Source organism: Bacillus sp. EU55, from assembly GCF_038005925.1.
GTDB classification, from domain to species: domain Bacteria; phylum Bacillota; class Bacilli; order Bacillales; family Bacillaceae; genus Bacillus; species Bacillus velezensis.
This window is the reverse complement of sequence record NZ_JBBOUE010000001.1, coordinates 2,999,596-3,024,627: the sequence shown is the minus strand read 5'-3', so window position 1 is coordinate 3,024,627 and position 25,032 is coordinate 2,999,596. Positions and strand designations below refer to the sequence as shown.

The 25,032-nt window shown below is 48.1% G+C and carries 25 protein-coding genes and 1 other annotated feature; of the genes, 23 read left to right on the top strand and 2 right to left on the bottom strand.

What is annotated here, in order from left to right; all coding sequences use genetic code 11:
• Positions 1-21 precede the first annotated feature (21 nt).
• The 4 genes from dnaI (at position 22) to thrS (ending at position 4,867) form a co-directional block, all read left to right on the top strand.
• Complete coding sequence (gene dnaI / locus NYE50_RS15340) at positions 22-957, top strand: primosomal protein DnaI (RefSeq protein WP_012118157.1); 936 nt, start codon at positions 22-24, stop codon at positions 955-957.
• A gap of 31 nt (positions 958-988) precedes the next feature.
• Entirely contained in the window at positions 989-1,630 is a 642-nt protein-coding gene (locus tag NYE50_RS15335; protein ID WP_007408086.1) for a TVP38/TMEM64 family protein, read from the top strand.
• Positions 1,631-1,695: 65 nt separating this feature from the next.
• A complete protein-coding gene (gene ytxC / locus NYE50_RS15330; RefSeq protein WP_032871714.1) occupies positions 1,696-2,526 on the top strand; it encodes a putative sporulation protein YtxC in 831 nt (276 codons plus the stop codon).
• A 409-nt stretch (positions 2,527-2,935) separates the two neighbouring features.
• The gene (gene thrS / locus NYE50_RS15325; RefSeq protein ID WP_224988353.1) at positions 2,936-4,867 is read left to right on the top strand and encodes a threonine--tRNA ligase; all 1,932 of its coding nucleotides are present in this window, start codon (positions 2,936-2,938) and stop codon (positions 4,865-4,867) included.
• A gap of 54 nt (positions 4,868-4,921) precedes the next feature.
• Here the strand turns inward: thrS and NYE50_RS15320 are convergent, their stop codons facing one another.
• On the bottom strand, positions 4,922-5,716 hold the full coding sequence (locus NYE50_RS15320; RefSeq protein WP_017418329.1) for an HAD family hydrolase: 795 nt from the start codon (positions 5,714-5,716) through the stop codon (positions 4,922-4,924).
• Between the two features lie 188 nt (positions 5,717-5,904).
• Between NYE50_RS15320 and NYE50_RS15315 the strand changes: the two genes are divergently transcribed.
• The 8 genes from NYE50_RS15315 to NYE50_RS15280 all read left to right on the top strand — a co-directional run bounded on the left by NYE50_RS15315 (position 5,905) and on the right by NYE50_RS15280 (position 11,481).
• Positions 5,905-7,686 (top strand): sensor histidine kinase, encoded by a 1,782-nt coding sequence (locus NYE50_RS15315; RefSeq protein ID WP_014418603.1) that lies wholly within the window; start codon positions 5,905-5,907, stop codon positions 7,684-7,686.
• On the top strand, positions 7,664-8,398 hold the full coding sequence (locus tag NYE50_RS15310) for a LytR/AlgR family response regulator transcription factor (protein ID WP_014418602.1): 735 nt from the start codon (positions 7,664-7,666) through the stop codon (positions 8,396-8,398). Before NYE50_RS15315 ends, NYE50_RS15310 begins: the two co-directional genes overlap by 23 nt.
• Before the next feature lie 129 nt (positions 8,399-8,527).
• Positions 8,528-8,965, top strand: coding sequence for an antiholin-like murein hydrolase modulator LrgA (gene lrgA, locus NYE50_RS15305; protein ID WP_007613022.1), 438 nt, complete (start codon positions 8,528-8,530; stop codon positions 8,963-8,965).
• Positions 8,966-8,977: 12 nt separating this feature from the next.
• Positions 8,978-9,661, top strand: a complete 684-nt coding sequence (gene lrgB / locus NYE50_RS15300; protein ID WP_007408093.1) for an antiholin-like protein LrgB — start codon at positions 8,978-8,980, stop codon at positions 9,659-9,661.
• A gap of 181 nt (positions 9,662-9,842) precedes the next feature.
• Positions 9,843-9,973: a sequence feature (ribosomal protein L20 leader region), on the top strand.
• Positions 9,974-10,031: 58 nt separating this feature from the next.
• Positions 10,032-10,553 carry a translation initiation factor IF-3 gene (gene infC, locus NYE50_RS15295; protein ID WP_071543361.1) on the top strand — a complete coding sequence of 174 codons (522 nt, stop codon included), beginning with the start codon at positions 10,032-10,034 and terminating at the stop codon, positions 10,551-10,553.
• A 12-nt stretch (positions 10,554-10,565) separates the two neighbouring features.
• A complete protein-coding gene (gene rpmI / locus NYE50_RS15290; RefSeq protein ID WP_003152493.1) occupies positions 10,566-10,766 on the top strand; it encodes a 50S ribosomal protein L35 in 201 nt (66 codons plus the stop codon).
• Between the two features lie 31 nt (positions 10,767-10,797).
• Complete coding sequence (rplT, locus tag NYE50_RS15285; protein ID WP_007613019.1) at positions 10,798-11,157, top strand: 50S ribosomal protein L20; 360 nt, start codon at positions 10,798-10,800, stop codon at positions 11,155-11,157.
• A 57-nt stretch (positions 11,158-11,214) separates the two neighbouring features.
• A complete protein-coding gene (locus NYE50_RS15280; RefSeq protein ID WP_159354454.1) occupies positions 11,215-11,481 on the top strand; it encodes a DUF1294 domain-containing protein in 267 nt (88 codons plus the stop codon).
• Between the two features lie 13 nt (positions 11,482-11,494).
• On the opposite strand, the gene NYE50_RS15275 is transcribed toward NYE50_RS15280, so the two are convergent.
• The gene (locus NYE50_RS15275) at positions 11,495-11,887 is read right to left on the bottom strand and encodes a hypothetical protein (RefSeq protein ID WP_003152498.1); all 393 of its coding nucleotides are present in this window, start codon (positions 11,885-11,887) and stop codon (positions 11,495-11,497) included.
• A 183-nt stretch (positions 11,888-12,070) separates the two neighbouring features.
• Between NYE50_RS15275 and NYE50_RS15270 the strand changes: the two genes are divergently transcribed.
• From NYE50_RS15270 to arfA, 11 genes are all read left to right on the top strand, one after another.
• Complete coding sequence (locus NYE50_RS15270; RefSeq protein WP_007408096.1) at positions 12,071-13,156, top strand: M42 family metallopeptidase; 1,086 nt, start codon at positions 12,071-12,073, stop codon at positions 13,154-13,156.
• 141 nt (positions 13,157-13,297) lie between these two features.
• Positions 13,298-14,263: a glycoside hydrolase family 43 protein gene (locus NYE50_RS15265; RefSeq protein WP_072177268.1), complete on the top strand. Its 966-nt coding sequence runs from the start codon at positions 13,298-13,300 to the stop codon at positions 14,261-14,263.
• A 184-nt stretch (positions 14,264-14,447) separates the two neighbouring features.
• Entirely contained in the window at positions 14,448-15,941 is a 1,494-nt protein-coding gene (araA, locus tag NYE50_RS15260) for an L-arabinose isomerase (RefSeq protein ID WP_224988355.1), read from the top strand.
• A gap of 1 nt (position 15,942) precedes the next feature.
• Complete coding sequence (gene araB, locus NYE50_RS15255) at positions 15,943-17,628, top strand: ribulokinase (protein ID WP_159354452.1); 1,686 nt, start codon at positions 15,943-15,945, stop codon at positions 17,626-17,628.
• Positions 17,621-18,310, top strand: coding sequence for an L-ribulose-5-phosphate 4-epimerase (gene araD, locus NYE50_RS15250; RefSeq protein WP_003152509.1), 690 nt, complete (start codon positions 17,621-17,623; stop codon positions 18,308-18,310). Before araB ends, araD begins: the two co-directional genes overlap by 8 nt.
• Complete coding sequence (locus tag NYE50_RS15245) at positions 18,288-19,094, top strand: HAD-IIA family hydrolase (RefSeq protein WP_400127230.1); 807 nt, start codon at positions 18,288-18,290, stop codon at positions 19,092-19,094. The genes araD and NYE50_RS15245 overlap by 23 nt, the downstream gene beginning before the upstream one ends.
• Positions 19,091-20,275: a sn-glycerol-1-phosphate dehydrogenase gene (locus NYE50_RS15240; RefSeq protein WP_224988359.1), complete on the top strand. Its 1,185-nt coding sequence runs from the start codon at positions 19,091-19,093 to the stop codon at positions 20,273-20,275. The genes NYE50_RS15245 and NYE50_RS15240 overlap by 4 nt, the downstream gene beginning before the upstream one ends.
• A 31-nt stretch (positions 20,276-20,306) precedes the next feature.
• A complete protein-coding gene (locus NYE50_RS15235; RefSeq protein ID WP_061862456.1) occupies positions 20,307-21,602 on the top strand; it encodes an ABC transporter substrate-binding protein in 1,296 nt (431 codons plus the stop codon).
• 41 nt (positions 21,603-21,643) lie between these two features.
• On the top strand, positions 21,644-22,585 hold the full coding sequence (locus NYE50_RS15230; RefSeq protein ID WP_159354449.1) for a carbohydrate ABC transporter permease: 942 nt from the start codon (positions 21,644-21,646) through the stop codon (positions 22,583-22,585).
• Between the two features lie 18 nt (positions 22,586-22,603).
• Positions 22,604-23,431, top strand: coding sequence for a carbohydrate ABC transporter permease (locus NYE50_RS15225; protein WP_007612991.1), 828 nt, complete (start codon positions 22,604-22,606; stop codon positions 23,429-23,431).
• An 18-nt stretch (positions 23,432-23,449) separates the two neighbouring features.
• Entirely contained in the window at positions 23,450-24,949 is a 1,500-nt protein-coding gene (arfA, locus tag NYE50_RS15220; protein ID WP_159354448.1) for an arabinosylfuranosidase ArfA, read from the top strand.
• Positions 24,950-25,032 lie beyond the last annotated feature (83 nt).

Below are 25,032 nucleotides of genomic sequence, written 5' to 3'. Positions count from 1 at the left end.
AGAGAAGCGGGGTGATAATGAATGGAACCGATCAGCCGATCCTTAGAAGGCGTGACGAAAAGACCTGACTTTCAAAAACGCCTGGAACGAATGCAGCAGCAAGTCATGGCCGACGAAGACGTCCAGGCTTTTTTGAAGGAACAGAAAGATGTAATCAATCAAAGCATGATTGACAGAGGGTTAAATAAACTGTACGAATTCGTTCAGCAAAGCAAACAGTGCGCCTTCTGCTCGAAAGACAGCCGGACGAACAGCCTGCTTGAAGGCTATCATCCGAAGCTTGTGATCAACGGGCGTTCCATTGATATTGAATATTACGAATGTCCGGAAAAGAGAAAGCTCGACCGCCAGAAAAGGCAAAAGTCCCTGATGAAGAGCATGTATATCCAGCAGGATCTTCTCGGCGCGACGTTTCAGCAGATCGACATTACCGATCCGAGCAGAGTCGGCATCTTCCAGCATGTGACGGATTTTCTGAAGAGCTATAATGAAACGGGAAAAGGCAAAGGGCTGTATCTGTACGGAAAATTCGGAATCGGAAAGACATTTATTTTAGCCGCCATTGCCAACGAGCTGGCGGAAAAAGAGTATTCATCAATGATCGTATATGTTCCCGAATTTGTCAGAGAGCTGAAAAACTCGCTCCAGGATCAGTCGTTGGAGGCGAAACTGAATATGGTGAAAACGACGCCCGTACTGATGCTTGATGACATCGGGGCGGAGTCAATGACAAGCTGGGTCAGGGATGAGGTCATCGGCACCGTGCTTCAGCACAGAATGAGCCAGCAGCTTCCCACTTTCTTCTCGTCTAATTTTTCACCAGACGAGCTGAAGCATCATTTTACGTATTCACAGCGGGGAGAAAAGGAAGAAGTAAAAGCGGCAAGACTGATGGAGCGGATTTTATATTTGGCTTCGCCCGTCCGTCTTGACGGGGAAAACCGCCGCCGTTCATGATGCCGGCGTCCAATGGGAAGGATTTGAGGGAATGAGGAATAAGAAGGCTGTCACTTGGGCTGCGGCTGCGGCGGGAGCGGGCCTTTTACTGTGGGCAAACCGCAAATATCTGAATCTGTCGCCTAAGGAGATCCGGCTGTGGGTGTTATCGTTCGGTGTTTTTGCGCCGCTTGTGTTTATCGGAATTTCCATTGTCAGGCCTTTTGTGCTGTTTCCCGTATCAATCGTTTCCGTCGCCGGAGGATTGGCGTTCGGGCCGTTTTTCGGCACCGTGTATACGCTGGCGGGCTCAATGGGCGCTGCCGCCGCGTCTTTTTTTGCGGCGGGGCTGTTTGCCTTTAATGAGAAAAGCCGTCATGGAAAAATGGAAGCCATTCAAAAGCAGATGAAAACCAATGGCTTCTTTTATATTTTTATCCTGCGTATTCTGCCTGTTAACTTTGATGTGATCAGCTATGCCGCGGGCCTATCGAAAGTCAGGCCGATGACGTATTTTTTGGCGACCGCAGCGGGCATCATCCCGGGGACGATCGTCCTGAATGTGCTCGGCGCGAGCTTTATGTCCGGCAATGTGCTGACCGTACTCGGCGTGATCTGTCTTTACATCGTATTTTTATCGCTTCCCGTTATATTTAAAAAGAAGGTGCGCCATTTGTTCGGCGGTGAAAGCTAACCTTTACGTCTATTTTAAAAACATCCCCCATATACTTGTAACAGATGCCGTAAGGGGGGACAAATATGCTTGAAGTGATCTTTGAAGATGACCACGATACCGCCGCTTTTTTACATCTCATTCAGCAATCGGACGACCGGAGACATTTTATTGTCCGTGAAGGCATAAAAAAAGTCGGAATCGCAAGGTCTGAAACGGCTTTTTGCGTTCAGCGCTTTATTGAGCCGATACTTGTCAGGTTTTTTTTGGAATGCAAAGAAGACGAGCATATGCTTTCGCTTATTGAGGACGCATACTGCTTCACCGATCAGGATGAACAGCAGCAAATCCTTCAGCTTGCACACAGCATTATGGAAGGAGAGTTGGATGATCATCCGTTCGAGCCGAAGAAAGAGCCGCGCACACAGTTTATTTCAGATGCGCTCCGGACGATTTCACTTGATGCGGGTGTTTTTTCCGTGCGTTCGTTTCAGACGTTCCGGCTCGGCAGATATTATGAGCGGCTCAGAGAATACGCGGAGGCCGCGATAGATGAATACCGGATGGAACAGGAATATCAAAACTTTATCCAGTCTCTGAGAGATTATGTGACATCCAATCCGCCGCGGATGAAGAAAGTCCGCATCGTACATGACCAAGCTTTTACGCTGTGGGAGCTGCGCTATTTGTCAGAACGGGAACAGAAAAAATACATAGACAGACGGTTTGTGCGGGAGCACCCGATGTATATAGATTCCCATCTCCTTGCGCCGCTGATCTCCATTGCGCCTGAGACGGTAGAACTGTATACGGATAAACCGGAGCATATGATGTCCAGAACGATTCAAAACGTGTTTCAGGAGAGGGTGCGCCTTTTTCCGCTGGGCGCATTTGCCGCCGAGAAGACGGAAGGATAGCCGCACGGACGGCCTTGTGTAAGCGGCAGGGCTGTCTGTGGGAAATCAGACGGAAAACCGAGTTGCATTTTTCTCACAGACATTTTATAATACATAAAAGATTAATGATTGCTACACGTATTGATAAGGACATGAAGCATTGATACCGGCTTTATAAGAGAGGAGAGCCCAGGCTGAAAGCTTTCCAGCTATGGATCATTGTCTTTACCGCCTTTGAACTTCAGCTGTGAACGCCGGAAGAAGCGCCAGTAATAGCTGACGGGAACTCCCGTTACAGAGTTTAGAGCCGCAGGTGCCGAAACAATCGGCCGCGCGGAAAAAAGGGTGGAACCACGATTCCGTTTATTTAACCTCGTCCCTTTCATAGGGGGCGGGGTTTTTGATTTGCATAAAAAAAGGAGTGACGAAGATGTCAGATATGATCAACATCACATTTCCGGACGGAGCGGTAAAGGAATTTCCGAAAGGAACAACAACAGAAGATATCGCGGCATCCATCAGTCCGGGATTAAAGAAAAAGTCTTTAGCCGGAAAACTGAACGGACAGGAAATTGATTTAAGAACGCCGATTCAAGAGGATGGTGCCGTAGAAATCATTACAGAAGGCACAGAAGAAGGCTTGAACATCATGCGGCACAGCACGGCGCATTTATTGGCCCAGGCGATTAAACGCATTTATAAAGATGTGAAATTCGGAGTCGGTCCCGTCATTGAAAACGGGTTCTATTATGACGTTGAAATGGAGCAGGCGTTGACGCCGGATGACCTTCCGAAGATTGAAAAAGAAATGAAACGCATCGTCGGTGAAAATCTGCCGATTATCCGAAAAGAAGTGAGCCGTGATGAAGCAAAAGCCATGTTTGCGGAAATCGGCGATAATCTGAAGCTTGAACTGCTGGATGCCATCCCTGAAGACGAAACGGTCTCCATTTATGAGCAGGGCGAATTTTTTGACCTGTGCCGCGGCGTGCACGTGCCGTCTACAGGCAAAATTAAAGAATTTAAGCTGCTGAGCCTTGCGGGCGCATACTGGCGCGGCGACAGCAAAAACCAAATGCTTCAGCGCGTTTACGGCACGGCCTTCTTTAAAAAGGATGACCTGAAAGAGCATTTGCGGATGCTTGAAGAAGCGAAAGAGCGCGACCACCGAAAACTGGGCAAAGAATTAAAATTGTTCGCCAACTCTCAAAAAGTCGGACAAGGCCTGCCGCTCTGGCTGCCGAAAGGCGCAACCATCCGCCGCGTGATCGAGCGCTACATTGTGGATAAAGAGCTGAGCCTCGGTTATGAGCACGTCTATACGCCTGTTCTCGGAAGCAAAGACCTGTATGAAACATCGGGCCACTGGGATCATTATCAGGATACGATGTTCCCGCCGATGGAAATGGACAATGAAACACTCGTGCTCCGTCCGATGAACTGTCCTCACCATATGATGATTTACAAACAGGACATTCACAGCTACCGCGAGCTTCCGATCCGCATCGCAGAGCTCGGAACGATGCATCGATATGAAATGTCCGGGGCGCTTTCAGGTCTTCAGCGCGTACGCGGCATGACGTTAAATGACGCGCACATTTTCGTCCGTCCTGATCAGATTAAAGAAGAATTCATCCGTACGGTCCGTTTGATTCAAGACGTATACGAAGACTTCGGACTGGGTGATTACACATTCCGCCTGTCTTACCGTGATCCTGAAGATACGGAAAAATATTTTGATGATGATGAGATGTGGAACAAAGCGCAGTCCATGCTGAAGGCGGCAATGGATGAGATGGGGCACGACTATTATGAAGCGGAAGGCGAAGCGGCGTTTTACGGCCCTAAGCTTGACGTGCAGGTGAAAACGGCGATCGGCAAAGAAGAGACATTGTCAACTGTACAGCTTGACTTCCTTCTTCCGGAACGCTTTGATCTCACTTACGTCGGAGAAGACGGCAAACAGCACCGCCCTGTCGTTATTCACCGCGGCGTCGTGTCAACGATGGAGCGTTTCGTTGCTTTCTTAATCGAAGAGCACAAAGGCGCCCTTCCGACATGGCTTGCGCCGGTGCAATTCCAAGTCATTCCTGTATCACCGTCCGTGCATCTTGACTATGCGAAAAAAGTGCAGGAGCGCCTGCAGCGTGAAGGCCTGCGTGTCGAGCTTGACAGCCGGGACGAAAAAATCGGCTATAAAATCCGTGAAGCGCAAATGCAAAAAATCCCGTACATGCTTGTGGTCGGTGACCAAGAAGCGGAAAACGGCGCGGTAAACGTCCGGAAATACGGCGAGCAGAAATCAGAAACCGTCTCATTGGACGATTTTGTGAAAAAGGCTGTAGCCGAAGCGAAAAAATAACCGGAAATACAAAAAACCCCGTTCATTCAGAATGGGGTTTTTTTGCGTATAACATTATCTTTCTTTTTGTTTCTCTATAATCGCAAACAGCTCGTGAAGATCGCTGATCACGTAATCAGGCGCAATGTCCGTATCATTTTTCTTTTGCGTCCGGTTTACCCAGACTGTCGTAATGCCTGCCCGTTTCGCTCCCAATATATCAGTATTGAGGTTATCTCCGACCATAATGGCGTCTTCTTTTTTCAGGTTCAGGAGGCCGAGGCAATGTTCGAATATGGAGGCATCGGGTTTCCCTTTTCCGAAAGCGCCTGAGATGACGATTTCATTAAAATAAGGCGCGAGCTCAGGAACGCCGGCGAGTTTTTCTTTCTGCAGGCTGGGGTCGCCGTTTGTCAGCAGAAGCAATTCATAAACACCTTTCAGCTTATCAAGCACTGCAAACGTTTCATCATACACGTACGGACGCTGTCTGCGTTCCGCCGCGAAAAACTCCGCCAAATATTCGCCGTAAGCCGCATCGTCTATACCGACGCTTTTTAAGCCGTTCGTCCAAGCGTTTCGTCTGTATTCCGGCGCAATCCGATTCAGCTTTTTAAACCCTTCGCTGACCGGCTCGGAAAAATTCGCCCACAATCCTTCAAACGGATTAATACCGATCATGACCGTATACGGATAGGTTTCGTATGACATATACAATTCCCGTGCCGCTTTCCGAACCGCCTCTTCAAATGTATGCGGGTCAAGGCCATATTTTTTTTCCGCTTGTAAACATGTTTCCCTGAATGTTGTTCTGACGCTTTTTTCATCCCATAACAGTGTATCGTCCAAATCAAAAAATACGGCTTTCATGATCTTCTCCTCTTTTTTTTATATTCTGAAACTCTCTGCCGCAAGGCTCCCGTTTATTCTACAATAGATACATAGACTGTGAAAGATTTGTTTTCAGATGATTTGAAAAAAACAGGCAGGTTTGTGTCAGATTCTGTCTCAGGCTCTAAAACGTGATAAAATAAAATTTGAAAGAATAGGTGAAAAGTATGCTGCATTTGATCATCATGATGCTGGAAAGAGTCGGAATTATCGTCATATTGGGATTTGTTCTGGCTCATACCAGATTGTTCAGACAGGCGCTCCAGCAGCCTGAGAGCTATAAAGGCAAAGCGGTGCTGATTTCAATTTTCTCGCTGTTCAGTATCATCAGCAACTATACGGGAATAGAAATTCAGCGGAATACAATCATGAATAATGACTGGGTGTTTCAAATTAATCCGTCCGGTTCAATTGCCAATACAAGAATTATGGGCGTTGAAATCGGCGGACTCTTAGGCGGCCCGTATGTGGGAATCGGCGTCGGCATACTGGCCGGCCTGCATCGTTTATCACTCGGCGGCGCGACCGCAGTCAGCTGTGCCGTCTCATCCGTTTTAGCGGGCATTTTGTCCGGCTGGATCGGACGGTATTTCAGAAAACGCTATGCGATGCCGACACCGCGGGTGGCCGCGCTTGTCGGACTCGGGATGGAATCGCTGCAAATGCTGCTCATTCTCTTGATGGCCAAGCCGTTTTCTGATGCTTGGACGCTTGTGAGCATCATCGGCATCCCGATGATATTGGTAAACGGGTCAGGGACTTTTATTTTTCTTTCGATCATTCAGTCGATTATCCGGAAGGAAGAACGGGCGAGAGCCCTTGAAACCCACAGGGTGCTGATGATTGCCGATCAGACGCTTCCGTTTTTCCGCCAAGGGCTGAATGAAAGCTCATGCAAAAGCGTCGCCGCCATCATTCACAGGCAAACGGGAACGGACGCGGTATCGCTTACGGATAACGAAAAGATTTTGGCGCACGTCGGCGCGGGTGCCGACCATCATATTCCGTCTGAAAGCCTGATCACCGGATTGTCAAAACGCGTCATTAAAACGGGTCATATTATGAAAGCGACATCAAAGGCAGAAATTGAATGCACGCACGATCCCTGTCCGCTGCATGCGGCGATCGTATTGCCGCTGACGTCAAACGGCAAAACGATCGGGACGCTGAAAATGTACTTTAAAAGCCCGTCAGGTTTAAGCCGGGTTGAAGAAGAGCTTGCAGAAGGACTCGCCATGCTGTTTTCCACCCAGCTTGAACTCGGCGAGGCGGAACTGCAGAGCAAATTGCTGAAAGACGCAGAAATAAAGGCGCTTCAAGCACAGGTCAATCCGCATTTTCTGTTTAATGCGATCAATACGATTTCTGCTCTTTGCCGTACGGATGTGGAAAAAACCCGAAAGCTTCTGCTGCAGCTCAGCGTCTATTTCCGTTCCAATCTGCAGGGGGCAAGGCAGCTGCTCATCCCGCTTTCTAAAGAACTGAACCATCTGCAGGCATATTTATCATTGGAGCAGGCCCGTTTTCCCGGGAAATATAAAATCAGCCTTGAAATCGAACGCGGTTTGGAGGACATCGAAATTCCTCCTTTTGTGCTGCAGATCCTCGTCGAAAATGCGCTCCGCCATGCATTTTCAAGAAAGCAGGACAGCTGTGCCGTCAATGTCAGCGTGGTATCCGCCGGTCAGTCGGTTTTAATGCGGGTTGGAGATAACGGGAGGGGAATTGATCCTGAATTGCTGTCCGTGCTCGGAAACCGTCCGCTCCCGTCTAAAGAAGGGACGGGAACCGCGCTTTACAATTTAAATCAGCGGCTGATCGGGCTGTTCGGCCCCAAGGCAGCCCTGCGATTGGAAAGTGAGGCCGGCAAAGGTACGGAGGTATCATTTGAGCTGCCTTTGAAACTGATGACTAAAGGAGAAGAACATGCTGAAGGTGTTAATCGTTGATGATGAAATGCTGGCAAGAGATGAATTAGCTTATTTGCTGAAACGGACGAATGAAGTAAGTGACATAAACGAAGCTGAAAATATTGAATCCGCTTTTGACAGTATGATGGATCAAAAACCGGATCTGCTGTTTTTGGACGTTGATTTGTCAGGAGAAAACGGATTTGACATTGCCAAACGGCTGAAAAACATGAAAAATCCGCCGGCCGTCGTTTTTGCGACGGCGTATGACCAATTTGCTTTAAAAGCCTTTGAAGTCGACGCGCTCGATTATTTAACGAAGCCTTTTGATGAAGAAAGAGTGCGCCAGACAATCAGAAAGTTTAAAAGAGTGAAGCAGGACAGGGCAGGAGCCGTCTCAGAGCAGCCGTCCGCAGCCGGAGCGCATAAACTGGCTGTATCAGCCGGTGAATCTATTGTCATTTTAGATACGAAGGACATTATTTTCGCCGGCATGGAGGACGGACACGTTTCTGTCAAAACGTTTGCCGCTTCTTATTCCGTTCATGAAACTTTGGCGGTCATTGAGAAAAAACTGCCTGATACGGGTTTCTTGAGAGTGCACCGCGCGTTCATCGTGAATACGGAGCATATTACGGAAATTCATCCGTGGTTTAATTCGACGTACAATCTTATCTTAAAAGACGGCTCTAAAATTCCCGTCAGCCGTACATATGCCAAGGACTTAAAAAAGCTGCTTCATATTATATGAGGCGGCTTTTGCATTTCAGCAGCCGTTTTTTGCATTTCAGAATGAATATTCAGCCGTTTGTTATGAAAGCGCTTTAAAAATCGATTTCTCTTTTATAATGGACCTAACAAAGAGAAAGAGGTGAAGAAAATGAGTGCGAAAAAAGTGTACGGATTTCTGACACAAGCATTTATTTTTGCCGTAATTATGCTCATATCTAATGGGATTGCAGCGATTGTCCCCATTCCTATACCCGCTTCCGTAGTAGGTTTGGTGTTATTATTTGTCCTCTTATGCCTGAAAGTGATTAAGCTTGAACAAGTAGAAACGCTGGGAACATCATTAACGTCACTGATCGGATTTTTATTTGTCCCGTCGGGCATCTCCGTGATGAATTCACTTGGCGTCATGCAGCAGTACGGCGTGCAGATCGCACTCGTCATCTTACTCGCCACCATCATTCTGTTAGGGGCCACGGGCCTTTTTTCTCAGCTGATCTTGTCTGTCAGCCAAAAACGTCAGAAGACTGCTCCTGAAAAACAAACGGTGCGCCGTTCCAATCAGGAAAAAGAACTTGTGCAGCATTAGGAGGGAAATCGGATGAGTCCATATTTCGGTATTGTCGTTTCACTTGCGGCCTTTGGCATCGGCACGTATTTATTTAAAAAAACGAGAGGCTTTTTCCTCTTCACCCCGCTGTTTGTCGCGATGGTGCTTGGAATCCTTTTTCTGAAGCTCGGCGGTTTTTCATATGAAGATTATAAAAGCGGGGGAGACATTATTAAATTCTTCCTGGAGCCCGCGACGATCGCTTTTGCGATCCCTTTATACAAACAGCGTGACAAACTGAAAAAATACTGGTGGCAGATCATGTCTTCTATCATTGTCGGCTCTATCTGCTCAGTCACGATTGTCTATTTGATCGCAAAAGGCATTCATCTTGACGCGGCCGTTATGAAAAGCATGCTTCCGCAGGCGGCGACAACGGCAATTGCCCTTCCGCTGTCAAAAGGAATCGGCGGCATCACCGACATCACCGCTTTCGCCGTTATTTTCAACGCCGTTATCGTCTATGCTCTGGGCGCTCTATTCTTAAAATTGTTTAAAGTGAAACACCCAATCTCTAAGGGACTGGCTCTCGGCACATCAGGACACGCACTCGGTGTTGCGGTCGGTATTGAGATGGGGGAAGTAGAAGCGGCAATGGCAAGTATCGCGGTTGTCGTCGTAGGAGTGGTGACGGTGCTGGTCATTCCGGTATTCGTTCAGCTTATCGGAGGATAAACCCGGGTCATAGACCCGGGTTTTTTATTGTGTTGGCGCGTCCGCGGGCGGCAAAGAACGAAATTTCACATTTTTCCTTGCGCTCGCCCCGGCATCGTGTTAAAATGAAAAAGTTGATCCGGAGAAGTCATTCTTGACTAATGATCCGGTATTGTGTAGAATAGTTATTGAATTGAATATAAATCACAAGCAGAGGCACCCGCTTCTCACCTGATTGACACATTCATGTAGTTGGCAGGTTGACCGTACATTTTTATTTATGCAGATGTTCGTAGTGTGGGTGTGTTGTCATGCCCGCACTTTTTGTTTGCCTGCAGAATGCAGTCAAAAAGCGTTGTGAATCAATTCGAAGAAACTATGGAGGTGGCTCATTATTAGCAAAGATCAATTGGTTAATGAGGGTATCCGTGCACGTGAAGTTCGTCTGATCGGACAAAATGGCGATCAGCTCGGCATCAAGTCCCGTCAGGAAGCACTTGAAATCGCCGGCCGCGCAAATCTTGACCTTGTGTTAGTTGCAGCAAATGCAAAACCGCCTGTCTGCCGCATCATGGACTACGGTAAGTTCAGATTCGAGCAGCAGAAAAAGGACAAAGAAGCACGCAAAAATCAAAAAATCATTAACTTAAAAGAAGTTAGATTAAGTCCGACGATCGATGAGCATGACTTTAACACGAAATTGCGCAATGCGATTAAATTCCTTGAAAAAGGCGATAAAGTGAAAGCTTCTATCCGCTTTAAAGGGCGCGCAATCACTCATAAAGAAATCGGCCAGCGCGTATTGGACCGTTTCTCTGAAGCATGTGCGGAAGTTGCGACAGTCGAAACAAAACCAAAAATGGACGGCCGCAGCATGTTCTTAATGCTCGCGCCGAAAAACGAAAAGCAATAAGGAGGAAATCCCATGCCAAAAATGAAAACTCACCGCGGATCTGCTAAACGTTTTAAAAAGACAGGTTCTGGGAAGTTAAAACGTTCTCATGCATACACAAGTCACTTATTCGCCAACAAATCCCAAAAGCAAAAGCGTAAGCTTCGCAAGGGTGCTATTGTAAGCGCAGGAGACTTCAAACGCATCAAACAACAGCTTGCTAACATCAAGTAATCGGACAAGGAACAATTAGGAGGGAAATATAATGCCAAGAGTAAAAGGCGGAACTGTGTCGCGTCAGCGTCGTAAAAAGGTTCTTAAATTAGCAAAAGGTTATTTCGGTTCAAAACATAGATTATACAAAGTAGCAAACCAGCAGGTCATGAAATCAGGAAACTATGCATTCCGTGACCGCCGTCAGAAAAAACGTGATTTCCGTAAGCTTTGGATCACTCGTATCAACGCTGCTGCACGTATGAACGGTCTTTCTTACAGCCGTTTAATGCACGGTCTTAAGCTTTCAGGCATCGAAGTAAACCGCAAAATGCTTGCTGATCTTGCTGTAAACGATCTTACTGCTTTCAATCAGCTTGCTGATGCTGCTAAAGCTCAGTTAGACAAGTAAGTTGAAAAAGCCGCTCTCTTTCCGGGAGCGGTTTTTTTACGTAAAGGGTGACAATCAATGGCTCTCTTCATTTACGCCGTATTGATAAACGGATACGGCTTTTGGATCATGGGCGCTGATAAAAGAAGAGCAAAGGCACACCGGTGGAGAATATCAGAGAAACGAATATGGCTCACAGCCGCCATGTTCAGCTCACTCGGCGTATGGATCGGCATGCGCACCTTCAGGCATAAGACGAAACACAAATCCTTTTTATACGGGGTGCCGCTGCTTTTTCTCACTGAAGCCGCCCTTGTGCTGATGTATTTGATGTATAAAACATAAAAAGCAGGAGAGCTTATCGCTCGCCTGCTTTTTTCGCTTTTTTGATGGGCTGGTCCCAATCAATCTTGCAATTCGGGTACCGCTCCAATACCTTTTTTTCGACTTCTTCAAAATCACCTGCAGAAAAGCGGTTCAGCTTTTCCGGATTTTCGGTCCATACAAATATCGTATGAATAAACAGCGGATGATCTTTGGAAGGGATATGCTTTTCTCCTTCAAAGAGCACTCCTTTATAAGTAAGCTGGAGATTTTTTCGCGTGTTTTTCTGTTCGTCAATAAAATAAAAATTCTCTTTTGATTGCGCCAGTCTGAGCCTTCTTTTCGGGTTTGCGTAAAATTTGACGCACATGTAAATAAAATAAATAAGAAGTGCAAGCAAGACAATCCTCAATACTGTAATGGCCATATGTGTGAAGGCACCTCCTCACCTTTGTCATGATCTGATGTAATACGAAAAACAAAACAAAAGGTTTCATTTTTTTAAAAGAAATAGATAAAAACATTTACCCGTTTTTCAGGCGAATTAATCGTATGCTTCAGCATTGGTTTTGTATAATAAGAAGGGTAGTGAAAAAAAGGAGGTTTATTGATGACAAAATTAGATGAAACGCTCACCATGCTGAAAGCGTTAACGGATGCAAAAGGGATACCGGGAAATGAGAGAGAAGTAAGACAAGTGATGAAATCATACATAGAACCATTTGCCGATGACGTCACAACAGACCGGCTGGGAAGCTTAATCGCCAAAAAAACCGGCAAAGAAAACGGTCCGAAAATCATGATCTCAGGGCATTTAGACGAAGTCGGTTTTATGGTGACGCAAATCACTGATAAAGGCTTTCTCCGCTTTCAAACCGTCGGCGGCTGGTGGTCTCAGGTCATGCTGGCCCAGCGCGTCACCGTCGTGACAAAAAAAGGGGACATCACGGGGATCATCGGTTCGAAACCGCCTCACATTCTGCCTCCTGACGCCAGAAAAAAAGCCGCCGATATTAAAGAGATGTTCATCGATATCGGGGCATCCAGCCGTGAAGAAGCAATGGAATGGGGCGTTCTTCCGGGTGACCAGATTGTGCCGTATTTTGAATTTACAGTGATGAACAATGAAAAGCATTTATTGGCGAAAGCATGGGACAACCGTATCGGCTGTGCGATTGCCATCGATGTATTAAAAAATCTGAAAAACAGTGATCACCCCAATGAAGTATACGGGGTCGGAACGGTGCAAGAAGAAGTCGGGCTGCGCGGGGCGAAAACAGCGGCACATACGATCCAGCCTGATATCGCGTTCGGTGTGGATGTCGGAATTGCCGGAGATACACCGGGAATTTCTGAAAAAGAGGCGCAAAGCAAAATCGGCGAAGGGCCGCAAATTATTCTGTATGACGCGTCAATGGTATCTCACAAAGGGCTGCGCGACCTTGTCGTGAACACGGCGGAAGAAGCGGGAATTCCGTATCAATTCGATTCTATTGCCGGAGGGGGCACGGATTCAGGTTCCATTCATTTAACCGCAAACGGAGTGCCGGCGCTGTCCATTACGATCGCGACGCGCTACATTCACACTCATGCCGCTATTTTGCATCGGGATGATTATGAGAATACGGTAAAATTGATCACAGAAGTGATTAAAAAATTAGACCGGGAAACAGTTGACCGTATTACTTACCAATAAAGATACGGAAGAATCTGCTTTTTTAAGCAGATTCTTTTTTTTGTCTGTACAAATATGAGCCCTGCGTCTACAATAAGAGAAGACATAGAAAAATCTGACAACATGTTTTTGAAAGCGCTTTAAAAAGGGGAGGGTTTACAAATGAAAAACAGATTCAGACGCATGATCCGCTTTTCGTGCGCAGCCGTTACAGCCGGGCTGCTGCTGATGTCTTCATCTCCGGCATCTGCCGCGTTTTGGGGGGCATCAAATGAATTGCTTCACGATCCGACAATGGCGAAGGAAGGAAACACGTGGTACGCTTTCGGAACCGGTTTGGAAGGGGAGAGGGGGCTTCGCGTCTTAAAGGCGGGCAGCGGCGGCGTATGGACCGTTCAGAAATCAATCTTTACTTCCCCGCTGTCATGGTGGGGCAATTATGTGCCGAATTACGGGCTGAATCAATGGGCCCCCGATGTTCAATATTATAACGGAAAGTATTGGCTGTATTATGCGGTTTCTTCATTCGGCAAAAATACCTCCGCGATCGGTCTTGCATCATCTGCAAGCCTCAGTTCGGGAAACTGGAAGGACGAAGGGCTCGTCATCCGTTCAACAAGCGCCAATAACTACAATGCAATTGATCCGGAGCTGACAATTGATAAAGACGGAAACCCTTGGCTTGCCTTCGGTTCTTTTTGGAGCGGCATTAAGCTGACAAAGCTTGATAAAAATACAATGAAACCGACGGGATCACTTTATTCCATCGCTGCCAGACCGAATAACGGCGGAGCTTTGGAAGCGCCGGCCATCACCTACCAGAACGGCTACTATTACTTAATGGTGTCGTTTGATAAATGCTGTTCAGGCGTGAATAGTACGTACAAAATCGCTTATGGAAGATCCAAAAGCATCACCGGCCCATATCTCGATAAAAGCGGGAAAAGCATGTCAGAAGGCGGAGGGACGATTCTTGACTCCGGCAATGACCGCTGGAAAGGCCCGGGCGGTCAAGACATTGTGAACGGGAATATTTTAGTGCGTCATGCGTATGATGCCGAAAACAGCGGAATTCCGAAGATGCTCATCAATGATATCGATTGGAGTTCAGGCTGGCCTTCCTATTAATTGATCAGCCGGGCATGTGTGTCCGGCTTTTTTACTTGCAATAAAAGATTGACAGTTTGATTCCTCCTTAACTATAATAAAATTGTTCGTACAAATAAAAGGATGAAAGTTTTGTAGTTTATATTCGTACGTATATTTTTTAAAAAATGCAAGCGCTTTATTTTGATGGGAAGGGGAAATGAATGTGCTTCAGAACAAAGAATATGAATTTTGGTTTGTAACGGGAAGCCAGCACTTATACGGAGAGGAAACGCTTCAGCTTGTCGATAAACACGCAAAGGGAATATGTGACGGTCTCAGCGGGGTGTCATCAAGATACAAGATCAGGCATAAACCGGTTGTCACGTCATCTGAAACGATCAGAGAGGTTTTGCGGGAAGCGCAGTATCAAGAAAACTGTGCCGGGGTCGTGACGTGGATGCATACATTTTCCCCTGCGAAAATGTGGATTGAAGGTCTTTCCGCTTTTCAAAAGCCGATGCTTCATCTGCATACACAGTATCATCGCGACATCCCGTGGGAAACGATTGATATGGACTTTATGAACAGCAACCAATCCGCTCACGGAGACCGGGAATACGGATATATCCAGTCAAGAATGGGGCAGACGAGAAAAGTCATCGCAGGCTATTGGGATGATGAGGAAGTCAAACATGACATTTCGCAATGGATGAACACGGCTGCCGCTTGGAATGAAAGCAGGCATATTAAAGTTGCCCGGTTCGGCGACAATATGCGGAATGTGGCGGTTACTGACGGAGACAAAGTCGGCGCCCACATTCAATTCGGCTGGCAGGTTGACGGGTACGGAATCGGCGATCTTACCGAGGTGATGAACAATGTCACCGACGCAGAAATTGAGGCGCTTTATGAGGAATACGACAAATTGTATGTCATCAGCGACGAAACGAAGCGGGATGAAGCAAAAGTTGCTTCCATTAAAGAACAGGCGAAAATTGAACTCGGATTAACGGCCTTTCTCGAACGGGGCGGATATACAGCGTTTTCGACCTCCTTTGAAGTTTTGCACGGAATGAAGCAGCTTCCGGGTCTTGCCGTTCAGCGTCTCATGGAAAAAGGGTACGGATTTGCCGGAGAAGGCGATTGGAAAACGGCTGCCCTTGTGCGAATGATGAAAATAATGGCGGACGGAGAACAAACCTCCTTCATGGAAGATTATACGTACCATTTTGAACCGGGGCGTGCGATGATTCTCGGATCACATATGCTTGAAGTATGTCCGACGATCGCCCTTGATCAGCCGAAAATCGAAGTCCATCCTCTCTCAATCGGAGGGAAGGAAGATCCGGCCCGGCTGGTCTTTAACGGAATCGGCGGTTCAGCCATCATCGCCACCATCATTGATATCGGCGGGCGATTCCGTCTCATTCTGAATGAAGCGGAAGGCAGGGAAATTGATCATGATATGCCGAATCTCCCTGTGGCGCGGGTGCTGTGGAAGCCGGAGCCATCACTGAAAACAGCTGCGGAAGCATGGATTTTGGCGGGGGGCGCCCACCATACCTGTATGTCTTTCCGGCTTACGGCTGAACAGATGCTTGACTGGGCTGAGATGGCAGGCATTGAAAGCATCTTTATTTCCCGCAATACCGAAATACATGAGCTGAAAAAAGAGCTGAAATGGAATGACGTATTATACCGGCTGGGAGGGAATTGATATGGCGTATACGATTGGTGTTGATTTCGGCACATTGTCCGGCCGGGCGGTGCTTGTCAATGTCCGCACGGGCGAAGAAATCGCCTCTGCGGTAAAAGAATACACTCATGCTGTCATCGACCGCACGCTGCCGAAGACGGGTGAAAAACTCCCTCGGGACTGGGCGCTTCAGCATCCTGCCGATTATATCGAAGTTCTGGAAACGGCGATTCCGAACCTGCTTGAGCAGGCGGGCGCTGATCCAAAAGACGTGATCGGCATAGGAATTGATTTTACCGCCTGCACGATTTTACCGATAGACGGCGCGGGGCAGCCGCTTTGTATGCTGCCGGAATTTGAACGGGAGCCCCACAGTTATGTGAAGCTGTGGAAGCATCATGCGGCTCAAAAACATGCAGACCGTTTGAACACGATTGCCGAAGACACAAAGGAACCATTCCTTAAAAGATACGGCGGTAAAATTTCTTCTGAATGGATGATCCCGAAAATCATGCAAATCGCGGAAGAAGCGCCGCATATATACAAGGCGGCAGATCGGATTGTGGAAGCGGCAGACTGGATCGTCTATCAATTGTGCGGTTCATTGAAGCGAAGCAACTGCACGGCCGGCTACAAAGCAATCTGGGATGAGGAGACGGGATATCCGCCGGATCATTTTTTCGAAAAGCTCAACCCGTTAATGAAAACGATTACAAAGGATAAATTAAGCGGCACCATTTATTCAGTCGGGGAAAAAGCAGGAGGTTTAACCGAAAAAATGGCGGAGCTGACCGGGCTTCTGCCGGGGACGGCCGTTGCCGTCGCCAATGTCGACGCTCATGTGTCAGTGCCCGCGGTCGGTATTACAGAGCCGGGGAAAATGCTGATGATCATGGGAACGTCTACCTGCCATGTGCTGCTCGGCGACGAAGAACATATCGTCCCCGGTATGTGCGGGGTCGTCAATAACGGCATCTTGCCCGGATATGCGGGATATGAAGCGGGGCAGTCCTGTGTCGGCGACCACTTTGAATGGTTCGTCAAAACGTGTGTTCCGAGAGACTATGAGAAGGAAGCTGAGGATAAACACATAGACATTCACGAGCTGCTCAGCAAAAAAGCAGCTGAACTTGTTCCAGGGGAAAGCGGCCTTCTCGCGCTTGACTGGTGGAACGGAAACCGGTCAACCTTGGTGGACGCCGATTTGACGGGCATGATGCTTGGTATGACGCTGCACACGAAGCCGGAAGAAATCTACAGGGCATTGATTGAAGCGACGGCGTTCGGAACGAGGATGATTATCGAAACGTTCCGGGAAAACGGCGTTCCGGTCGAAGAGCTTTACGCAGCCGGAGGAATCGCCGAAAAAAATCCGTTTGTCATGCAGATTTATGCAGACGTCACAAATATGGATATTAAATTATCCGGGTCTCCGCAGGCGCCTGCACTGGGCTCCGCGATTTTCGGAGCGCTCGCCGCGGGACGGGAAAACGGGGGATTCTCCAATATTGCTGAAGCATGCGCGCATATGGGGAAATTAAAAGACGGCTTTTATGCCCCGAACCCGGAAAGAGCTGAGATTTATGACAATTTATATGCGGAATATAAAGAGCTCGTACACTACTTCGGCAAAGAAAACAATGTCATGAAACGCCTGAAAGCCATTAAAAACCGTGATTTTGCAAAAGGAGGGAGCCGCCATGCTTGAAGCGTTAAAAGAAGAAGTGCTCGCCGCCAATCTGAAGCTTGAGGAACATAACCTTGTCACGTTTACATGGGGGAATGTCAGCGGCATTGACAGAGAGAGCGGGAGAATCGTCATTAAACCGAGCGGTGTCGATTACAGTGAGCTGACCGCTGACAAACTGGTCGTCCTGAATGAGGACGGAGACATTCTCGAAGGCTCGCTGAAACCGTCTTCTGACACGCCGACCCATCTTTATCTGTATAAAGCGTTTCCGGCTATCGGCGGAATCGTTCATACTCATTCCCGCTGGGCGACGAGCTGGGCACAGTCCGGAAGAGACATACCCGCTCTCGGAACGACTCACGCGGATTACTTTGAAAGCGCTATACCCTGTACGAGGGAAATGTATGAAGAAGAAATTGTGAAAGATTATGAATATCATACAGGCAAAGTCATAGCCGAAACCTTTCAAAACGAACCGTATGAACAAAATCCGGGTGTCCTCGTCCACAGCCACGGCCCGTTCTGCTGGGGAACGGACGCGCTGAATGCCCTGCATAACGCCGTTGTGCTCGAAACGGTAGCGGAAATGGCCTACCATTCGCTTATGCTGAACAAACAGCTCAGTCCGATCGACAGAGTGCTGCATGATAAGCATTTTTACAGAAAACACGGGGCGAATGCTTATTATGGCCAAACTTGACGCAGCCGGGTTTCTGATTGATTTAGACGGAACCGTATTCAGGGGGCGGGAGCTGATTGACGGCGCAAAAGAAGCCGTTCATACCCTTCAGTCACTGGGCAAAGCCGTTGTCTTTTTAAGCAACCGCGGCAATCTATCAAGAGCAATGTGCCGAAAGAAACTGCTGGGTGCCGGTATCCGCACGGATGAACGGAGCATCGTGCTGTCCTCCAGTGTGACGGCATCATTTTTAAAGAAGCATTATCCTTTGTCAAAGGTGTGGGTGTTAGGAGAGAAAGGGCTGACTGATGAACTCGCTTTAGCGGGTGTCGCCTTGGCGCAAAACCCGCAGGCGGCAGACTGGCTTGTCATCTCCCTGCATGAAACCGTCACCTATGAGGATCTGAATCTCGCTTTTAAGGCGGCTTCCTCCGGCGCGCGTATCATCGCCACGAACCGGAACCGCTCCTTTCCGAATGAAGGCGGCCATGCCATGGACGTCGCGGGAATGATCGGGGCCATTGAAGCATCCGCCGGAGCAAAAACGGAGCTTGTCATCGGCAAACCGTCTTGGCTGATGGCTGAGGCGGCATGTGAAGCGCTCGGACTTCCCCCTGAGGAATGCGCCATTATCGGAGACAGCCTCGAATCTGATATCGCAATGGGCAGGCTGTACGGAATGAAAAGCGTATTGGTTCTGACGGGGGCGGCCAAACTTGGGGAGCCCCGTCTATATGAACCTGACATCGTCCTTGATTCTATTAAAGACCTGACAGAATTAGCGAAGGAGGGAATCCTTTTATGAAACGTTCTCCTGAGGACATTCAATCCGAGTTTGACAAGGAAGGGGCCAGCCGCTCACCGATTCAAATAGAAGATATCGTGATCGGGTCGAATGCAAAAGAAGAGCTTCTCACATTTCTGCAAAAAAAATGCTGGAATCATCCGGTCATCGTCTGTGACCGGAACACGTACGAGGCGGCGGGACGTCTGCTTGCGGACGAATTGAGGGCAGGCGGGATCAAAGCGTCAAAAGTCATCATTCCGGAGCATGAAGCCGGGACCGCCGCGGCTGATGAGAGGACATTGGTCTATACGCTGATCAATCTCTCGGAAAAGACGGATGTCATCATTGCGGCCGGTGCAGGAACGATTCACGACATTACACGGTTTGCCGCCTGCCAGCGCGGATTGCCGTTTATCTCATTCCCCACCGCTCCGTCAGTCGACGGTTTTACATCGGCGGGAGCGCCGCTCATATTAAACGGAATCAAAACGACGATTCAAACGAAAGCGCCGATCGCCTTATTTGCGGATACGAATGTATTAAAAGAAGCGCCCCGTTCAATGACAGCCGCGGGCTTCGGAGACATGCTCGGAAAAATAACATCGCTGGCAGATTGGGAGATTTCCCGCAGGCTAGCGGGTGAGCCGTACTCAGAAGCCGGGGCGAAGCTTGTGAAAGACGCGCTTTGGCAGTGCATTGATCACCGCGCTGACATTGCCATGGGAACGGAGGCCGGCATTCAGATACTGATGGAAGCGCTGATCGTTTCGGGTCTTGTCATGCTTGCGCTTGACCACTCCCGCCCCGCCTCAGGAGGAGAACATCACATCTCGCATTGGATTGAGATGGAAATGCTGAAGGCAAAACAGCCTGCGATTCTCCACGGTGCGAAGGTCGGCTGTGCGTGCGCGGTGCTGAGTGATATTTACAAAGAACTGGCTTGTCACGAAAAGCTTGCGGAACTGCCGCCGCACTTTCGCGAGGCGATTCAATCTGCATATGAAGGGCTTCCCGACGGCAAAACAATTGCCGGATGGCTCACATCTGCGGGAGGTCCCGCCTGTTTCGATGAGATCGGTGTAAAACAGGACCTTGTCAGCGATGCGCTTAAGCATGCGCACACACTGAGAGACCGTTATACCGGTTTAACCATCATAAATGAAAATGCAGCGATCTTTGCACATCATTTGCATCAATAGCCGCACGGCCTAAAGTGGAAGGGGTAATGACATGAAAAAAACGACCGCTGTATGTTTGGTGCTGATGATGCTCTTCTTGTTTACCGCCGGCTGTTCACAAGAACGGACTGCCGGCCGGACGGGAGAAACGGAGCTGACGTTTTGGACGTTTAACGGTCTGCACGAACAGTTTTATCAGGAAATGGTCAAAGAATGGAATCAGAAATATCCGGATCGCAAAATCAAGCTGAATACCGTTGTTTATCCTTATGGACAAATGCATGATAATTTATCGGTTTCGCTGATCGCGGGTGAGGGGCTTCCCGATATAGCCGACGTGGAATTAAGCCGGTTCTCGAACTTTCTGAAGGGGAAGGATATCCCGCTTGCCGATCTGACGCCGCTGATTGAAAAAGACCGCGATAAGTTTGTGGAAGCGCGTCTGGCCTTATACAGCAAAAACGGAAAATTGTACGGCCTTGATACACATGTGGGGACGACCGTCATGTTTTACAACATGGATATCATGAAAAAAGCGGGCGTTGATCCCGCCTCCATTAAGACATGGGAAGATTACCGGCGGGCAGGGAAAAAAGTGCGTGAAGCATCTGGGAAACCGATGGGAACGGTTGAAACAAACGACTCCGCCACATTCCTATCCATGATTTCGCAGCAAGGATCAGGCTACTACAGCAAAAACGGAAAATTGATTCTGAACAGCAAGACGAATACAGACACACTGAATTATGTAAAGGACATGGTAAATGATAAAACCCTTCTGCCGGCTCCCGGCGGCGGCCACCACAGCGAAGAATACTACGGTTTTATGAATCAGGGCGGGGCAGCCTCAGTGCTGATGCCCATTTGGTACATGGGACGGTTTATCGATTATATGCCTGATTTAAAAGGGAAAATGGCGATTTACCCTATGCCGGCTTGGAAAGAAGGCGGCGACAGATCAGCGGGTTTAGGCGGAACAGCCACCGTCGTGCCGAAGCAGGCTGAACATCTGAAGCTCGCGAAAGAATTTCTCGGTTTTGCGAAAGGTTCGAAGGAAGGGAACATAAAGCTTTGGACGGTGCTCGGCTTTGACCCGCTCCGCTGGGACGTGTGGGATTCAAAAGAATTGAAGGAGAAAAACAAGTACACGGATTTCTTCCGGAACGGTACGTCAATTTTTTCCTCGCTCCTTGAAATAAAAGATGAGATCAATCCGATTTATCTGCATGAAGACTTCTCTAAAGCGGCTGATCTCGTTGTCAGACAGGTGCTGTTCGATGCGCTGAAGACGCAGGAAAAAACACCTAAGGAAGCCTTGGACGAGGCGGCAGAGCAATTAGAGAAATAGGAGAAGCCGCCCTAATTAACAGTGAAAGCGGGGGAGCTTTTATGAGACCTGTAAAGACAGAGACAGCGCAAACCGTTTCTGCAGTCCGGAAGAAGCCGCGCCGGCGCAATGTGCTGTATTCAAAAAAAGCGGCGCCTTATCTTTTTACGGTGCCATTTATCATTTCGTTTCTCGTTTTCTTTTTGTATCCGATCATCAGCGTGTTTATCATGAGCTTTCAGCGGATACTGCCGGGAGAAATTACATTTGTCGGGTTTTCCAATTATACCGCTCTTCTTAATCCAACCTTTTACACCGCACTGTTTAACACATTGGAATATACCTTCTGGACGCTGATCGTGCTGATTCCGGTGCCGCTTCTTTTGGCGGTGATTCTGAATTCGAAGCTCGTCAGGTTCAGAAATGTGTTTAAATCGGCTCTGTTTGTACCGGCTTTAACATCGACGATCGTAGCGGGGATTATTTTCCGTCTGATGTTCGGAGAAATGAATACGTCGCTTGCAAACGAGCTGATGATGAAGCTTGGCGCATCACCCCAAAACTGGCTCAACAACAAAGGTACCGGCATGATTTTAATGGTGCTGCTTGCGTCATGGAGGTGGATGGGGATTAACATTCTTTACTTTCTGGCCGGATTGCAAAACGTGCCGAAAGAATTGTATGAAGCGGCTGAAATTGACGGGGCGAGTACGTGGAAAAAGTTCCGGCATATTACCCTTCCATTTTTAAAGCCGGTGTCCGTTTATGTGTTAACGATCAGTATTATCGGCGGTTTCAGAATGTTTGAGGAAAGCTATGTGCTTTGGCAGAATAATTCCCCGGGCAATATCGGCCTCACACTTGTCGGTTATTTATATCAGCAGGGGCTTGCATACAACGAAATGGGGTACGGGGCCGCAATCGGAATTGTCCTTTTGCTTGTCATCTTACTAGTCAGCCTTGTTTCACTGAAACTGTCCGGTTCGTTTAAAGGGGAGGGATAAGCGTTGCGTAACAATTACATGTTTTCCGTGTACAGAGTCGCGTTTACCTTGTTTTTTATCATGCTGAGCCTGTTGTATATCTTTCCGATGATCTGCCTATTGCTCGGTTCATTAAAGCCGTCATCTGAGCTGATGCGCATCGGGCTGAATCTGCGTCTTGATCCGGATGTGATGAGCCTTGATAACTATACGTATTTGTTCAACGGGGGGAGCATTTATTTCAAATGGTTTTTTAACAGCCTGCTGCTCGGCGTCCTCACCACGGTTCTCACGCTGTTTTTTTCCTCTTTGATCGGCTACGGACTCGGTGTCTACGAGTTTAAAGGCAGAAATATTATTTTCGTTCTTGTGCTGATCATTATGATGGTGCCTCTTGAAGTGATGATGCTCCCGTTGTTCAAATTGACGGTGGGTCTTCATTTGATCGATTCTTATACGGGGGTGATTCTGCCGTTTATTGTGTCGCCTGTCGCTGTGTTCTTTTTCCGGCAATATGCGCTCGGACTTCCGAAGGATCTGCTTGATTCAGCGAGAATGGACGGCTGCACCGAATTCGGCATTTTCTTCAGAATTATGGCGCCGCTCATGAAACCGGCATTCGGAGCAATGATCATTCTTCAATCTTTAAACAGCTGGAATAACTTTTTATGGCCGCTGATCGTGCTTCGGTCGAAAGAAATGTTTACGCTTCCAATCGGACTTTCAGGGCTGCTGAGTCCGTACGGCAACAACTATGACATGCTGATTTCCGGGTCCGTTTTTGCGATACTGCCGGTGATCATCATATTCTTGTTTTTCCAAAAATACTTCATTTCCGGCCTCACAGTAGGCGGAGTGAAGGGATAGAGAGAGGGAGGAAATGTAATGAAAAAAGCGGGGATTACAGCAGATAAAGAATATATCATCGGTGAAGTGGACAAACGGATGTACGGATCTTTTATAGAACATATGGGCCGGGCGGTGTATGAAGGCATTTATGAGCCCGGACACCCAAAAGCCGACAAGGACGGTTTCAGAACAGACGTGCAGGAGTTAATCAAGGAATTGCAAGTGCCGTTCATCCGCTATCCGGGAGGGAATTTTCTCTCAGGCTACAATTGGGAGGACGGCGTCGGGCCGGTGAAGAACCGCCCGCGGAGGCTTGATTTGGCATGGCAGACGACAGAAACGAACGAAGTGGGGACGAATGAATTTTTAACGTGGGCGAAAAAAGTGAACGCCGAAGTGAATATGGCGGTCAATCTCGGGACGAGAGGGATCGATGCCGCCCGGAACCTCGTTGAATACTGCAACCATCCTGAAGGGTCATACTGGAGCGACTTACGAAAATCGCACGGATATGAAAAACCTTACGGCATCAAAACATGGTGCTTAGGAAATGAGATGGACGGCCCTTGGCAGATCGGTCATAAAACGGCGCATGAATATGGACGGCTCGCCGCTGAAACAGCAAAGGTGATGAAATGGACGGACCCGACGATCGAATTGGTGGCTTGCGGAAGCTCAAACAGCGGCATGCCGTCCTTCATCGAGTGGGAGGCCGAGGTGCTTGAGCATACGTACGAGCATGTGGATTACATTTCACTGCATACGTATTACGGCAACCATGAAAATGATCTTGAGAACTATTTGGCGAAGTCTATGGATTTAGACCATTTTATTAAATCCGTCACAGCCGTATGTAATTATATGAAAGCGAAAAAACGCAGCAAAAAAACGATTCACCTTTCTTTAGATGAATGGAATGTGTGGTATCACTCAAATGAAGCGGATAAAAAAGTGGAGCCATGGATTACGGCCCGGCCGATTCTCGAAGACATCTACAATTTTGAAGATGCGCTGTTGATCGGTTCACTGCTGATTACGATGCTGCAGCATGCGGACAGACTAAAGATCGCCTGTCTCGCCCAGCTTGTCAACGTGATTGCGCCTATCATGACTGAAAAGGGCGGAGAAGCATGGAGACAGCCGATCTTTTATCCTTACATGCACGCCTCTGTCTACGGGAGAGGGACTTCAATGAAGCTGCTGGTCACCTCCCCGAAATACGACTCAGCGGATTTTACGGATGTGCCGTATGTTGATGCCGCGGCCGTTTACCATGAAGAGGATGAAGCCCTGACCATTTTTGCCGTCAACAAAAGCAAGGAACTGATGGAAACGGAGATCAAGCTGAGAGGGTTTGAAGATTACCGCATTATTGAGCATATCGTGCTGGAGCATCAGGATATGAAAGCGACCAATCAAAAAAACAGAAAAGAAGTCACGCCTCACTCAAACGGAACGTCTTCGGCAAATGCTGAAGGGATAACGGCTCATTTTACTCCGCTGTCCTGGAATGTCATCCGTTTATCAGGCAAATAATGTTCCGAAAAGCCGGGCTGCGCCGCCGGCTTTTTTTTACGCAAAAATCATCTCCCGTTATCTGATAATTGTGATAATATTTA

Coding starts and splice junctions, on each gene's coding strand:
- dnaI (WP_012118157.1), top strand. CDS start 22: ATGGAACCGATCAGCCGATCCTTAGAAGGCGTGACGAAAAGACCTGAC.
- NYE50_RS15335 (WP_007408086.1), top strand. CDS start 989: ATGAGGAATAAGAAGGCTGTCACTTGGGCTGCGGCTGCGGCGGGAGCG.
- ytxC (WP_032871714.1), top strand. CDS start 1,696: ATGCTTGAAGTGATCTTTGAAGATGACCACGATACCGCCGCTTTTTTA.
- thrS (WP_224988353.1), top strand. CDS start 2,936: ATGTCAGATATGATCAACATCACATTTCCGGACGGAGCGGTAAAGGAA.
- NYE50_RS15320 (WP_017418329.1), bottom strand. CDS start 5,716: ATGAAAGCCGTATTTTTTGATTTGGACGATACACTGTTATGGGATGAA.
- NYE50_RS15315 (WP_014418603.1), top strand. CDS start 5,905: ATGCTGCATTTGATCATCATGATGCTGGAAAGAGTCGGAATTATCGTC.
- NYE50_RS15310 (WP_014418602.1), top strand. CDS start 7,664: ATGCTGAAGGTGTTAATCGTTGATGATGAAATGCTGGCAAGAGATGAA.
- lrgA (WP_007613022.1), top strand. CDS start 8,528: ATGAGTGCGAAAAAAGTGTACGGATTTCTGACACAAGCATTTATTTTT.
- lrgB (WP_007408093.1), top strand. CDS start 8,978: ATGAGTCCATATTTCGGTATTGTCGTTTCACTTGCGGCCTTTGGCATC.
- rpmI (WP_003152493.1), top strand. CDS start 10,566: ATGCCAAAAATGAAAACTCACCGCGGATCTGCTAAACGTTTTAAAAAG.
- rplT (WP_007613019.1), top strand. CDS start 10,798: ATGCCAAGAGTAAAAGGCGGAACTGTGTCGCGTCAGCGTCGTAAAAAG.
- NYE50_RS15280 (WP_159354454.1), top strand. CDS start 11,215: ATGGCTCTCTTCATTTACGCCGTATTGATAAACGGATACGGCTTTTGG.
- NYE50_RS15275 (WP_003152498.1), bottom strand. CDS start 11,887: ATGGCCATTACAGTATTGAGGATTGTCTTGCTTGCACTTCTTATTTAT.
- NYE50_RS15270 (WP_007408096.1), top strand. CDS start 12,071: ATGACAAAATTAGATGAAACGCTCACCATGCTGAAAGCGTTAACGGAT.
- NYE50_RS15265 (WP_072177268.1), top strand. CDS start 13,298: ATGAAAAACAGATTCAGACGCATGATCCGCTTTTCGTGCGCAGCCGTT.
- araB (WP_159354452.1), top strand. CDS start 15,943: ATGGCGTATACGATTGGTGTTGATTTCGGCACATTGTCCGGCCGGGCG.
- araD (WP_003152509.1), top strand. CDS start 17,621: ATGCTTGAAGCGTTAAAAGAAGAAGTGCTCGCCGCCAATCTGAAGCTT.
- NYE50_RS15245 (WP_400127230.1), top strand. CDS start 18,288: ATGCTTATTATGGCCAAACTTGACGCAGCCGGGTTTCTGATTGATTTA.
- NYE50_RS15240 (WP_224988359.1), top strand. CDS start 19,091: ATGAAACGTTCTCCTGAGGACATTCAATCCGAGTTTGACAAGGAAGGG.
- NYE50_RS15235 (WP_061862456.1), top strand. CDS start 20,307: ATGAAAAAAACGACCGCTGTATGTTTGGTGCTGATGATGCTCTTCTTG.
- NYE50_RS15230 (WP_159354449.1), top strand. CDS start 21,644: ATGAGACCTGTAAAGACAGAGACAGCGCAAACCGTTTCTGCAGTCCGG.
- NYE50_RS15225 (WP_007612991.1), top strand. CDS start 22,604: ATGTTTTCCGTGTACAGAGTCGCGTTTACCTTGTTTTTTATCATGCTG.
- arfA (WP_159354448.1), top strand. CDS start 23,450: ATGAAAAAAGCGGGGATTACAGCAGATAAAGAATATATCATCGGTGAA.